This is a genomic window from Streptomyces sp. TSRI0107, from assembly GCF_001905845.1.
In the GTDB taxonomy this organism is placed as follows: Bacteria; Actinomycetota; Actinomycetes; order Streptomycetales; family Streptomycetaceae; genus Streptomyces.
Map to the genome: position 1 here is coordinate 149,001 of NZ_LIVZ01000009.1, position 12,137 is coordinate 161,137.

12 protein-coding genes and 1 riboswitch are annotated in these 12,137 nt (G+C 73.5%); of the genes, 6 read left to right on the forward strand and 6 right to left on the reverse strand.

Annotated features, from left to right (window positions below; genetic code table 11):
* The first annotated feature begins 253 nt into the window (after window positions 1–253).
* Complete coding sequence (locus tag AMK31_RS24915; RefSeq protein WP_073942867.1) at window positions 254–1,753, forward strand: phytoene desaturase family protein; 1,500 nt, start codon at window positions 254–256, stop codon at window positions 1,751–1,753.
* Between the two features lie 40 nt (window positions 1,754–1,793).
* Here the strand turns inward: AMK31_RS24915 and AMK31_RS24920 are convergent, their stop codons facing one another.
* The 6 genes from AMK31_RS24920 to AMK31_RS24945 form a co-directional block, all read right to left on the reverse strand.
* Window positions 1,794–2,711, reverse strand: coding sequence for an SCO2102 family sporulation regulator (locus tag AMK31_RS24920; RefSeq protein ID WP_073942868.1), 918 nt, complete (start codon window positions 2,709–2,711; stop codon window positions 1,794–1,796).
* 56 nt (window positions 2,712–2,767) lie between these two features.
* Window positions 2,768–3,691: a methylenetetrahydrofolate reductase [NAD(P)H] gene (gene metF, locus AMK31_RS24925; RefSeq protein WP_073942869.1), complete on the reverse strand. Its 924-nt coding sequence runs from the start codon at window positions 3,689–3,691 to the stop codon at window positions 2,768–2,770.
* 136 nt (window positions 3,692–3,827) lie between these two features.
* Window positions 3,828–4,481 (reverse strand): thiamine phosphate synthase, encoded by a 654-nt coding sequence (thiE, locus tag AMK31_RS24930; protein ID WP_073942870.1) that lies wholly within the window; start codon window positions 4,479–4,481, stop codon window positions 3,828–3,830.
* A gap of 120 nt (window positions 4,482–4,601) precedes the next feature.
* Window positions 4,602–4,967, reverse strand: coding sequence for an Rv2175c family DNA-binding protein (locus AMK31_RS24935; RefSeq protein WP_073942871.1), 366 nt, complete (start codon window positions 4,965–4,967; stop codon window positions 4,602–4,604).
* Between the two features lie 91 nt (window positions 4,968–5,058).
* On the reverse strand, window positions 5,059–6,300 hold the full coding sequence (locus AMK31_RS24940) for an NAD(P)/FAD-dependent oxidoreductase (RefSeq protein ID WP_073942872.1): 1,242 nt from the start codon (window positions 6,298–6,300) through the stop codon (window positions 5,059–5,061).
* A gap of 32 nt (window positions 6,301–6,332) precedes the next feature.
* Window positions 6,333–6,695 carry a hypothetical protein gene (locus AMK31_RS24945; RefSeq protein ID WP_073942873.1) on the reverse strand — a complete coding sequence of 121 codons (363 nt, stop codon included), beginning with the start codon at window positions 6,693–6,695 and terminating at the stop codon, window positions 6,333–6,335.
* A gap of 52 nt (window positions 6,696–6,747) precedes the next feature.
* Window positions 6,748–6,859: riboswitch (TPP riboswitch) on the forward strand.
* Between AMK31_RS24945 and thiO the strand changes: the two genes are divergently transcribed.
* The 5 genes from thiO to AMK31_RS24970 all read left to right on the forward strand — a co-directional run bounded on the left by thiO (window position 6,857) and on the right by AMK31_RS24970 (window position 12,110).
* Window positions 6,857–8,128, forward strand: a complete 1,272-nt coding sequence (thiO, locus tag AMK31_RS24950) for a glycine oxidase ThiO (protein WP_079186920.1) — start codon at window positions 6,857–6,859, stop codon at window positions 8,126–8,128. (Overlaps the previous riboswitch by 3 nt.)
* Window positions 8,125–8,325 carry a sulfur carrier protein ThiS gene (thiS, locus tag AMK31_RS24955; RefSeq protein WP_073942874.1) on the forward strand — a complete coding sequence of 67 codons (201 nt, stop codon included), beginning with the start codon at window positions 8,125–8,127 and terminating at the stop codon, window positions 8,323–8,325. Before thiO ends, thiS begins: the two co-directional genes overlap by 4 nt.
* A gap of 3 nt (window positions 8,326–8,328) precedes the next feature.
* Entirely contained in the window at window positions 8,329–9,123 is a 795-nt protein-coding gene (locus AMK31_RS24960) for a thiazole synthase (protein WP_073942875.1), read from the forward strand.
* Between the two features lie 96 nt (window positions 9,124–9,219).
* Complete coding sequence (gene pknB / locus AMK31_RS24965; protein WP_073942876.1) at window positions 9,220–11,139, forward strand: Stk1 family PASTA domain-containing Ser/Thr kinase; 1,920 nt, start codon at window positions 9,220–9,222, stop codon at window positions 11,137–11,139.
* 92 nt (window positions 11,140–11,231) lie between these two features.
* Window positions 11,232–12,110 (forward strand): deoxyribonuclease IV, encoded by an 879-nt coding sequence (locus tag AMK31_RS24970; RefSeq protein WP_073942877.1) that lies wholly within the window; start codon window positions 11,232–11,234, stop codon window positions 12,108–12,110.
* Window positions 12,111–12,137 lie beyond the last annotated feature (27 nt).

Sequence of the window (12,137 nt, forward strand, 5' to 3'; positions counted from 1 at the left end):
GGATCGAGGGCCGCTCCGTTCCGGCGCCCCGTGTCGCCGGTGCCGGAGCCGCGCCCTTCCTCCGTGCCTCAACTCTGTCGTTCGCGCGGGGTGGTCCCCATCCGCGCGCGTACTCATCTCGCCACCTAGGTACGGATACTCAGCCGTCCGTGCTCGCCCCCAGACGGCCGTCTCCGCCGGGCGGGCCGCACGCGGCCGACCAGGGCCGGACCACCGGTCGGGACTGTCGGTGGCGGCCGATAAAGTCGCGGGCATGGCACGGATTGCGGTGATCGGCGCCGGGATGGGCGCGATGGCGGCCGCTGCCCGGCTGGCCGTCGCGGGCCACCGGGTGGCGGTGTACGAGCGTACGGAGACGTACGGCGGTGGTGTGCGCCGCCGGGAGCGGGACGGCTTCCGCTTCGACACCGGGCCGGGCCTGCTTCCGCTGCCCGCGGTCTACCGCGATCTGTTCGTCAAGACCGGCAAGGAGCCTCTGGAGGACTGCGTCGAGCTGGTCCAGGTCGACCCGTCGGCCCGGCACGTCTTCGCGGACGGCACGGCGGTCTCCCTGCCGAACGCCTCCCGCGCGGGCGTCGTCGCCGCCCTGGACGAGGCCCTGGGGGCGGGCGCGGGCGGCCGCTGGGGCGACTTCCTGGTGCGGGCCCGCGAGGCCTGGGACCGCACACGGCGGCCGCTCCTGGAGGAGCCGCTGTGGCCGAACTGGACGGTGCTGGCCGAGCGCGAGCCCTACCCGGCGGTCCCCCACAAGCGGCTGCTGCGCACCCGCCGGGCCGGCACGCCGGCCGAGATCGGCGCCTGGGAACTGCGCGACCCCCGCCTGGCCGCCCTGCTGGAGAGCCACGTCCTCGGCCACGGCCTGGACCCGCGGGTGGCTCCGGCGAGCGTGGCCGTGCTGCCGTACATGGAGCACGCCTTCGGCGTCTGGTACGTCCGCGGCGGTCTGCGCGAACTGGCCCGCGCGGTGTACGACCGCTGCCGGGCCCGCCGCATCGAGTTCCACTTCGGTGCCGAGGTCGCGCGCGTGCTGGTGCGGGACGGCCGCGCGGCCGGCGTGGAACTGGCCGACGGCACGACGGCGGAGGCGGACTTCGTGATCGCCGGTGTCGCCCCCGGCGTACTGGACGGCCTCACCGCGGGCACGGCGGTGCGCGGTGCGGACGAGGTCCCCGCGCGGGGCGGGCTGCCGAGCCGGCTGACGGTGCTGCTGGCGCTGCGCGGCGGCCGCCCCGAGGGAACGCCGTGTCGCACGGTGGTGCATCCGCGGGACCGCCACGCCGAGTTGGCGTACGTGTTCGACGGCGGCGCCGGGACGGAGGTGCGGCCCACGGTCACCGTGCTGCGCCCGGACGACCCCGAACTGGTCCCGGACGCCGGCCACGAGGCGGTCACGCTGACGGCGACCGTTCCGGCGGGCGCCGCCGGGCCGGAACTGCGGCTCCACGCGGAGCACATGGTCTCCGCCGCCGAACGCGCCGTACCCGGTCTGCGTGACCGGCTGCTGTGGCAGGAGGAGCACACCCCGGCCGACATCGCGGAGGAGACCGGCGGAGCGGGCGGGGCCGTGCCCGCGCCCGCGCTGGCGGCGGGCGGGGGGCGTCTGCTGTACCCGGCCAACTCCACCGCCGTGGAAGGGCTGTTCACCGTGGGCGGCTGGTCGCATCCGGGCGGCGGACTGCCGCACGCCGGGATGTCGGGCGCGCTGGTCGCCGGGCTGATCGTCGAGGGGCCGGAGTTCCGGGGCTCCCAGTGAGCCCCTGAGCCGCCGGGAGAGACCGGCGGCTCGACACCCGTCAGAACCGGTAGTGCTCGTCGTAGCCCTGGCCCTGCGCCTGCCCGTCGCCCTGGTACGGCTGCTCCGGCGGGAGTCCGGCGCCCAGGGGGTCGTCGGTGGTGCGCTGCTGCGGGACCCACACCCCGCCGGGCGGGGTCTCGCCGCCGTAGCCGCCGGTGGCGTACTGGTCCTGCCCGTAGGCCTGCTGGCCGTACTGCATGTCGTAACCGGGGTCGTACGAGACACCGCTGTAGGTCTGGGTGCCGATGTACGGGTCGGAGTAGGCGGCGTACTGCTGCTGGCCGGTGGTGTCGTAGCCGTACTGCTGCGGGTAGCCGGAGTAGCCGTCGTAGCCGTATCCCTGGCCGTGGTCGGCCGTCTGGGCGGTGGCCGCGTACTGGTCCTGGGAGCGGTCGCCGCCGTGGGCCGGGTCGCCGTATATGCCGTAGGAGCCGGTCTCGTCCGGGAGCGGCTGAGGCTCGTAGACGGCGGTGGTCTCGGCGGCGGAGGCGGCGCCGGAGCGGGCCGGGGTGAAGACGTCGTCGCGGTCGTGGTCGTCGCCGTAGGACCCGAAACCGTCACTCGGAGTGGTGACGGCGTGATCCGTCTCCTCGAGGTCGGAGACCTCCAGGGTCGGGTCCTGGCGCACCTTGCGGTCACGCCTGCCGCCGCCCGCGCCAGGGCGGCCGGTGACCGCCCAGCCGGCCGCGAAGCCGCGGCGGAACGACAGCGTGACGTAGGTCTGCCCGACCGCGAACGCGGCGGCACCCAGCCCGATCACGATGACGGACGGGATCAGTACACCGACGACGACACCCAGGAAGCCCGCGAACGCCAGCAGCCGCCAGCGCAGCCGGGCCTTGTACTGCAGCAGGACCTCGCCGAGCAGCCACAGCGCGACGATGCCGAACGCGATGTAGAGGACCGTCCAGCCCATGTACGCCCCTCTCCCAGTGGCCGCTACGCAGTGTGTCGTATGACCGTGCGACCGGTCTAGGCCCGCGGTGGGTGGTGCAGGCCCAGGTTCTCGTAGATTTCCAGCGTCGCCGTGGAGTTGTTCAGCGTGATGAAGTGCAGTCCGGGCACTCCTTCGGCCAGCAGCCGCGCGCAGAACTCCGTGGCGAAGTCGATGCCAATGGAGCGTACAGCGGCGGGATTGTCTTTTGCTGTGAGGATCCGCTCTTTCAGGGCGTCCGGGAACGCCGCGTTGGTGAGGGACGGGATCCGCTCCAGCGTCCTCACGCTACCGATGGGCATGACCTCGGGGATGATCGGGGTCTCGCAGCCGGCCGCCGCGACGCGGTCGCGCAGCCGCAGGTAGTCCTCCGGGTGGAAGAACATCTGGGTGATCGCGTAGTCGGCGCCCGCGCGGCACTTGTCGACGAAGTGGCGGACGTCGGTGTCCCAGTCCGCGGACCGCGGGTGCATCGCGGGGAAGGCCGCGACGCCCACGCAGAAGTCGCCGGAGGTCTTGATCAGTTCGACCAGGTCGGCGGCGTAGGTGAGGCCCTGCGGGTGCGGCACCCAGTCGCCCATCGGGTCGCCGGGCGGGTCGCCGCGCAGCGCGAGCATGTTGCGGATCCCCGCGTCGGCGTACTGGCCGATGATGTTGCGCAGGTCGGCGACGGAGTGGTCGACCGCCGTGAGGTGGGCGATCGGGGTGAGGGTGGTGTCCGAGGCGATCGCCTCGGTCGCCTTGACCGTGCCCGCGCGGGTGGAGCCGCCCGCGCCGTAGGTCACGGAGACGAAGTCGGGAGCCACGGCCTCGACCCGGCGCAGCGCGTTCCACAGGTTCCGCTCGCCCTTCGGGGTTTTCGGGGCGTAGAACTCGAACGAGTACGTCGTCTTGCCGGTCGCGAGCATGTCGCGGACGGTCGGAGCGTGATCCGACCTGGTGGATGCGGTGCCGAGGGCCATACGGGCAGGTTAGCCAGGGCTTCGTGGTCCCCCAACCGGAGTCGGGAAATTTGCCCGATTTGTCACTTTGTTGTCCACCCCTTGGACAGATCCGTGGACAGACACGTGGACAGACACGTGGACAGACACGTGGGCATCACGCCTCCCGCAGCCGCTTCACCAGCTCCGCCGTCGCCGCGGCCGGGTCGTCCGCCTCGGTGATCGCGCGGACGACGACCACCCGGCGGGCGCCCGCGTCCAGCACCTCGTCGAGGTTGCCCAGGTCGATGCCGCCGATGGCGAACCAGGGGCGGTCGGTGCCCAGGGCGGCGGTGTACCGCACCAGGTCGAGACCGGGGGCGTGCCGGCCGGGCTTGGTGGGGGTGGGCCAGCAGGGGCCTGTGCAGAAGTAGTCCACGCCCTCCTGAACGGCTGCCGCGGCGGCCTCGGACTCGGCGTGCGTGGAGCGGCCTATGAGCACGTCGTCGCCGACGATCGCGCGGGCCGCGGGGACCGGGAGGTCGCCCTGGCCCAGGTGGAGCACGTCCGCGCGGGCGGCGTGGGCGACGTCCGCGCGGTCGTTGACCGCGAGGAGCCTGTCGTGCCGGGCGCAGGCGTCGGCGAAGACCTCCAGGTGCTCCAGCTCCTCGGCCGCCTCCATGCCCTTGTCGCGCAGCTGCACGATGTCGACACCGGCGGCCAGCACCGCGTCCAGGAACTCGGGCAGGTCGCCCTGGCGCCTGCGGGCGTCCGTGCAGAGGTAGAGCCGGGCGTCGGCGAGGCGGGCGCGGGCGGTGGTGGCGTCGGGCATGGGTGTCCCCCCGTTGTCGGTGGCGTACGGGCAGCGGCGGGCCGCAGTGAACCGCGGCCGTGGCGACTGTGCGTGCCGCGGCCCGTACGCCGGACGGTTGTTCAGATCAGCGTGCTCAGATCACACGGCGAGCGCCTGGGCCCGGCGCTTCACCTCCGTGCCGCGATTCTCGCTGAGGGCCTGCGCGGGGGTGCCGGGCAGGCTGTCGTCGGGGGTGAAGAGCCACTCCAGCATCTCTTCGTCCGTGAAGCCGTCGTCCCGCAGGAGCGTCAGGGTCCCGGACAGGCCCTTGACGACCTTGTCCCCGTCGATGAAGGCGGCGGGGACGTGCAGCGCGCGGTTCTCACCACGGCGTACGGCGATGAGCTGGCCCTCCTTGACCAGCTGCCGCACGCGCGTCACCTCGACGCCGAGCTGTTCGGCGATGTCGGGGAGGGTGAGCCAGGCGGGGACGAGAGCATCGATCTTTGCGTCAATCTCGGTCACGTCACCAAGCCTGCCATCCCGGACCGACAGTCGGTAGCCAGCACGGGCGCGGCGGGGCCGACGGAGTGGACCGTAGCCCTCCGGGCGGAGCCTACGCCGTCGCCGCCTTCAGCGGCCGACCGGGGTCGGTCAGCAGCTCGGGATCCATCGGCGCGCCCGACTCGATCAGCCGGCGGCCCTGGGCGAGGTCCCTCGGGCGGCCCACCGCCAGCAGGGCGACCAGGCGCTTCTCGCGCAGCCAGCACACCGACCAGGCGGGCCCGGACGGGTCGCCGCGCCACAGCAGCGTGTCGGCGGACGCGTGGTGCCCGGCGTACTGGACGAAGCGGCCGAACTGCTCGGACCAGAAGTACGGGACCGGGTCGTACACCGCGGGGGCCTCGCCCGTGGTGGCGCCGACGATGTTCGCGGCGACCGTGCGCGGGCCCTGGAGGGCGTTGTCCCAGTGGTGGACGAGCAGCCGCTCGCCGTACCGCGCGGAGGGGAAGGACGCGCAGTCGCCGACCGCGTACACGTCCGGCACGGAGGTGCGCAGACCGGCGTCGGCGACGACCTCGCCGTGCGCCCCCAGCTCGATGCCGGAGCCCGTCAGCCAGACCGTGGCGGGCCGGGCGCCGATGCCGACGACGACGGCCCCGGCGGGCAGCCGCGTCCCGTCGTCGAGGAGCACCGTGCCGGGCTCGACGCGCGCCACGCGCGCGTGGGTCCGCAGTTCGGCGCCGGCGTCGGCGTACCAGGAGGTCATCGGGGTGGCCACCTCGGCGGGCAGCGCCCCCGCGAGCGGCCGGTCGGCGGCCTCCACGACGGTCACCGCGCAGCCCGCCTCCCGCGCGGCGGTGGCGAACTCGGCGCCGATCCAGCCCGCGCCGACGACCACGACGTCGTGCTGGCGCGCGAGCACCGGCCGCAGCCGTTCCGCGTCGTCCAGGGTGCGCAGCAGGTGCACGCCGGGCACGCCCTCGGCGCCGGGCAGCCGAATCGGTTCGGCGCCGGTGGCGACGACCAGGACGTCGTACGGCTCCGGCCCGGCCTCGGTGTCCAGCTCGTGATCGGCGGGGCGCACCCCCTGGACCTCACGCCCGAGGTGCAGCTCGATGCCGAGCGCCTCGAAGTCGACGTCGAAGGCGGAGCCCTCGGCCGTGCCGAGCAGGACCGCCTTGGACAGCGGCGGCCGGTCGTACGGCTGGTGGGGTTCCGCGCCGATCAGGGTCACCGTGCCGGTGTAGCCCTGTTCGCGCAGGGCGACCGCGGTCTGCACACCGGCCATGCCCGCGCCGGCGACGACCACCCGCCGCGGTGCCGACGATCCCCGTTCCTGGGTCTGCTCGCTCACCTGATCACCATAGACAACTGACATCTCGTCAGTCAGTGCTCGTGCGTCGTGACCTGCTCCACAACACTGGTCCCGGAGCCCTCCTGGGACTCCCACCGCCATGTCTCCTCCAGCCGCAGCCGCCCGTCGGGCAGCTCCACCACGAGCGACACGCAGTGCCCGGAGGCGGTCGTCCCGTCCGTCTTCAGCTGGACGTACCGGAAGTCCAGCCGGTCGCCCTCCCGGGTACCCACCAGATGCCCGCGGACGACGTCTCCGCCCGCGTACTCGGCCCAGATCTCGCCGTCCTTCTCGTGATAGCCGAACCGGGTGCGGGTGCCCACCTGGCCGGGGGCCTGGTCGGCGACGGGGGCGAGGACGAGACCGTCGAGGGATCGGTGGTGCGGGCGTGTCACGGGCGGAGGCTCCCTTACTGAGCGGCACGGGGTCGGGCTAGGGTGGCCAACGTAAAGCACTCGCGGGAGCCCGGACGCACCGGGCTGAGAGGGAGGCTGGCGGCCTCCGACCGTACGAACCTGATCCGGGTCATGCCGGCGAAGGGAGGGGCTGGACGCCCATGTCGCGTACGTCCGACACATCCGACGTCCTCGTCATCGGGGGCGGGATCATCGGTCTGGTCACGGCCTGGCGGGCCGCGCAGCGCGGTTTCGCCACGGCGGTGGTGGACCCCGAACCGGGCGGCGGGGCCGCCCAGGTGGCGGCCGGGATGCTCGCCGCCGTCACGGAACTGCACTACGGCGAGGAGACCCTGCTCGGTCTGAACCTCGCCTCGGCGCACCGCTACCCGGAGTTCGCGGCCGAACTGAGCGACCTCACCGGCCACGACCTCGGCTACCGCCGGTGCGGCACGCTCGCCGTCGCCCTCGACGCCGACGACCGGGCCCATCTGCGCGAACTGCACGCCCTGCAGCGGCAGTCGGGGCTGGAGTCGGAGTGGCTGTCGGGCCGCGACTGCCGGCGGCTGGAGCCGTTGCTCGCGCCCGGGGTGCGCGGGGGCCTGCGGGTGGACGGCGACCACCAGATCGACCCGCGGCGGCTGGCGGCGGCCCTGGTGGCGGCCTGCGAGCGCGCGGGGGTCGTGTTCCACCGCGTGTGGGCGCAACGGCTCACCGTCGCGGGGGGCCGGGCCACGGGCGTCGTCACCGCCGACGGCACCGCGCTGGGCGCCGGGCAGGTGGTGCTCGCCGCGGGCAGCCTCAGCGGACGTCTGGCGGGCGTCCCGGACGAGCTGCTGCCGCCGGTGCGGCCGGTGAAGGGGCAGGTGCTGCGGCTGACCGTGCCCGCGCGGTACGCGCCGTTCCTCAGCCGGACCGTGCGGGCCATGGTGCGCGGCAGCCACGTCTACCTGGTGCCGCGCGAGAACGGCGAGCTGGTGGTCGGCGCGACCACCGAGGAGCTGGGCTGGGACACCACGGTGACCGCGGGCGGGGTGTACGAGCTGCTGCGCGACGCGCACGAGCTGGTGCCGGGCATCACCGAGCTGCCGCTGACGGAGACCCGCGCGGGACTGCGCCCCGGCTCCCCCGACAACGCGCCGCTGCTCGGCCCGACCGAACTGGACGGGCTGCTGCTGGCCACCGGCCACTACCGCAACGGGGTGCTGCTGACCCCGGTGACCGGTGACGCGATGGCCCACGTCCTGGCCACCGGTGAACTGCCGGAGGAGGCCCGCTCGTTCACGCCGAAGCGTTTCACCGCCGCACGCACGGAGGCCGCACCGACGGAACCGGCGCTCGCGGAACCCGCCCGCACGGAACCGGCGCTCAAGGAACCGGCGCTCAAGGAACCCGCCCGCACGGAGCCCGCACTCACGGAGCAGTCCGCATGAACATCTCGGTCAACGGCGAGAGCCGCGAGGTCGCGCCCGGCACGGCGCTCGACGCCCTCGTCCGCACGCTCACCGCGGCGCCCTCCGGAGTGGCCGCCGCCCTCAACGAAACCGTCGTCCCGCGCGCGCAGTGGGCGGCCACCGCGCTCTCCGACGGAGACCGCGTCGAAGTCCTCACCGCCGTCCAAGGAGGCTGACCCATGGCCGACGACCCCTTCGTCCTCGGGGACACGACGTTCACCTCCCGGCTGATCATGGGCACCGGCGGCGCCCCCAGCCTGGACGTGCTGGAGCGGTCCCTGGTGGCCTCCGGGACCGAGCTGACGACCGTCGCGATGCGCCGGGTGAACCCGGACGTGCACGGCTCGGTGCTCTCCGTGCTGGACCGCCTCGGCATCCGGGTGCTGCCCAACACGGCGGGCTGCTTCACCGCCGGGGAGGCGGTGCTCACCGCGCGGCTGGCGCGGGAGGCGCTGGGCACGGACCTGATCAAGCTGGAGGTCATCGCCGACGAGCGGACCCTGCTGCCGGACCCGATCGAGCTGCTGGAGGCCGCGGAGACCCTGGTGGACGACGGGTTCACGGTGCTGCCGTACACCAACGACGACCCGGTGCTGGCGCGGAAGCTGGAGGACGTGGGCTGCGCCGCGATCATGCCGCTCGGCTCCCCCATCGGTTCCGGCCTCGGCATCCGCAACCCGCACAACTTCCAGCTGATCGTGGAGCACGCGCGCGTGCCGGTGATCCTGGACGCCGGGGCCGGTACGGCGTCCGACGCGGCGCTCGCCATGGAGCTGGGCTGCGCGGGTGTGATGCTCGCCTCGGCCGTCACCCGCGCCCAGCAGCCGGTGCTGATGGCGGAGGCCATGCGTCACGCGGTGGAGGCGGGCCGGCTGGCCCACCGCGCGGGCCGCATCCCCCGCCGGCACTTCGCCGAGGCGTCCTCCCCGACGGAGGGCCGGGCCCGCCTCGACCCGGAGCGCCCGGCGTTCTGACCCGACCGGCCCGGGACGGTCACAGGTCTGCTGCAGTCCGTCCCCGGGCCCCCGGAAGGGACGGGCGTGTCGGTGGCGGCTCGTACACTCACCTGCGTGGACACGACCCTTCAGGACCCTCTGGTCGGGCAGCTGCTCGACGGCCGTTATCGCGTCGACGCGAGGATCGCGGTCGGCGGGATGGCCACGGTCTACCGGGCCGTGGACACCCGCCTCGACCGCGTCCTCGCGCTGAAGGTGATGCACCCCACGCTGGCGGCCGACGCGTCGTTCGTGGAGCGGTTCATCAGGGAGGCGAAGTCGGTCGCCCGGCTCGCCCACCCCAACGTGGTCCAGGTCTTCGACCAGGGCGCCGAGGGGGCGTACGTCTACCTGGCGATGGAGTACGTCGCCGGCTGCACCCTGCGCGACGTGCTGCGCGAGCGCGGCGCGCTCGCTCCCCGGGCCGCGCTGGACATCCTGGAGCCGGTGCTGGCCGCGCTCGGCGCCGCGCACCGCGCGGGGTTCGTGCACCGCGACATGAAGCCGGAGAACGTCCTCATAGGGGACGACGGCCGGGTCAAGGTCGCCGACTTCGGCCTGGTCCGTTCCGTCGACACCGTCACCAACACCACCGGCACGGTCCTCGGCACGGTCTCCTACCTGGCCCCCGAGCAGATCGAGCACGGCACGGCCGATGCGCGCGTGGACGTCTACGCCTGCGGTGTCGTGCTGTACGAGATGCTGACGGGCGGCAAGCCGCACACCGGCGACACCCCCGCCCAGGTGCTGTACCAGCACCTCCACGCGGATGTGCCGCCGCCCTCGGCCGCCGTCCCCGGTCTGGCGTACGAGCTGGACGAGCTGGTCGCCTCGGCCACCGCGCGCAGCCCGGAGGTCCGCCCGTACGACGCCGTGGCGCTGCTCGCGCAGGCCCGGGAGGCGCGGGCCGCGCTGAGCGAGGACCAGCTCGACGCGGTGCCGCCGCAGGCCCTGACGGCGGAGCACGACAACGCCGAGGACCGCACCAGCGTGATCCCGCGCGCGCTGACTGTGCCCCGCCCGCTGCCCGTCGACGGGGACGACGAGCCGCGGGTCGAGCGGACCAGCCGGCTCCAGGCGCCGCCGCCGACGGCTGCTCCCCGGCGCCGGCCGCCCCGCGCGGTGGTGACGATCGTCGCGGCCGTCCTGCTGGTGCTCGGCGTCGGCGCGGGCGTCTGGTACATCAACTCGGGCCAGTTCACCCAGGTCCCGCCGCTGCTGGCGAAGACCCAGGAGCAGGCCGAGGACCGGCTCGCGGACGCCGGTCTGGAGGTCGGTGACGTCGAGCACGCCTACAGCGACACCGTCGAGCGCGGCACGATCATCAGCACGGACCCGAAGCCGGGCAGCCGGATCCGGCAGAACGACTCGGTCACGATCACCGTCTCCGACGGGCCCCGGACCGTGAAGGTGCCCAACCTGGCGGGCTACCGCCTGGACAAGGCGCGGGAGGTGCTGAAGGACGAGGGCCTGGAGCCGGGCATGGTCACCCGCGCGTTCTCCGAGGACGTGGCCCGTGGTGTCGTGATCGGCACGGAGCCGGTGGCGGGCACCGAGCGCAAGGCGGGCTCCGCGATCGCGCTCACCGTCAGCAAGGGCAGCCCGATCGACGTCCCGGACGTCACCGGGCAGGACCTCGCCGACGCCCGGCAGCAGTTGGAGGAGGCCGGTCTCAAGGTGCGGGTCGCCGAGCAGCAGGTGCACTCGGAGTTCGACAAGGGGCAGGTCGCCGAGCAGACCCCGGACGCCGGGCGGCGCGCCGCCGAGGGCGACACGGTGACGCTCACGGTGTCCAAGGGCCCGGTGATGGTCGAGGTCCCGGACGTGGTCGGCGACAGTGTCGACGAGGCGAAGGACAAGCTGGAGGCCGCCGGCTTCCAGGTCGAGGAGGACCGCGGACTGCTGGGCCTGTTCGGCGACGAGGTCAAGAGCCAGTCGGTCGAGGGCGGCGAGACGGCCCCGAAGGGCGCCACGATCACGATCACGATCCGCTAGAGACCGGTGAGGGATCAGCTGAGAGACCAGCTGAGAGGCACCCCACACGCTCCGCGGCCGGGGCGCGGGAAGCGTCATGACACCCTGAAAGGGTGAAGAGTGAACTTCCCGGCCCCTTGCGCAACCCCGTCGGCGGTCACGTCCCCGTGGCGGGCGGTCTCAGCTCCGTAGGACTGTCGTACGCCCGCGATCTGAAGGCCGAGACCGTGCAGGTCTTCGTCGCCAACCCGCGCGGCTGGGCCACCCCGGCCGGCAATCCGCGGCAGGACGAGGAGTTCCGGGCGGCGTGCGCGGCCGAGTCGATACCGGCGTACGTGCACGCGCCGTATCTGATCAACTTCGGCTCGCACACCGAGGCGACGGTGGAGCGGTCGGTGGAGTCGCTGCGGCACTCGCTGCGGCGCGGCCGGGAGATCGGCGCGCTCGGCGTCGTCGTGCACACCGGCAGCGCGACCGGCGGGCGGGAGCGGTCGGTGGCGCTGAAGCAGGTGCGGGAGTACATGCTGCCGCTGCTGGACGAGCTGACCCATGACGACGACCCGTACCTGCTGCTGGAGTCGACGGCCGGCCAGGGCTTCTCGCTCTGCTCACGGACCTGGGACTTCGGGCCGTACTTCGAGGCGCTGGACGCCCACCCGAAGCTCGGCGTGTGCCTGGACACCTGCCACATCTTCGCCGCGGGGCACGACCTGACCGGCCCGAACGGCATGCATCAGACGCTGGACCTGCTGGTGGACACGGTGGGCGAGGGCCGGCTGAAGCTGATCCACGCCAACGACTCCAAGGACGTGGTGGGCGCGCACAAGGACCGGCACGAGAACATCGGCGTCGGCCACATCGGCGAGGATCCGTTCCGGGCGCTGATGACGCACCCCGCGACCGAGGGCGTACCGCTGATCATCGAGACGCCGGGCGGCAAGCAGGGGCACGCGGCGGACGTTGAGCGGCTGAAGAAGCTGCGCGACGGCTGAGCCCTCCCTCGAAAAAGCCGAGGTCAG

What these genes read in the sequence shown, in the direction of transcription:
- metF (WP_073942869.1), bottom strand. Translation starts at nt 3,691, where the DNA reads ATGGCCCTCGGCACCGCATCCACCAGGTCGGATCACGCTCCGACCGTC.
- AMK31_RS24960 (WP_073942875.1), top strand. Translation starts at nt 8,329, where the DNA reads ATGGCCGACGACCCCTTCGTCCTCGGGGACACGACGTTCACCTCCCGG.
- thiO (WP_079186920.1), top strand. Translation starts at nt 6,857, where the DNA reads ATGTCGCGTACGTCCGACACATCCGACGTCCTCGTCATCGGGGGCGGG.
- thiE (WP_073942870.1), bottom strand. Translation starts at nt 4,481, where the DNA reads ATGCCCGACGCCACCACCGCCCGCGCCCGCCTCGCCGACGCCCGGCTC.
- AMK31_RS24920 (WP_073942868.1), bottom strand. Translation starts at nt 2,711, where the DNA reads ATGGGCTGGACGGTCCTCTACATCGCGTTCGGCATCGTCGCGCTGTGG.
- AMK31_RS24915 (WP_073942867.1), top strand. Translation starts at nt 254, where the DNA reads ATGGCACGGATTGCGGTGATCGGCGCCGGGATGGGCGCGATGGCGGCC.
- thiS (WP_073942874.1), top strand. Translation starts at nt 8,125, where the DNA reads ATGAACATCTCGGTCAACGGCGAGAGCCGCGAGGTCGCGCCCGGCACG.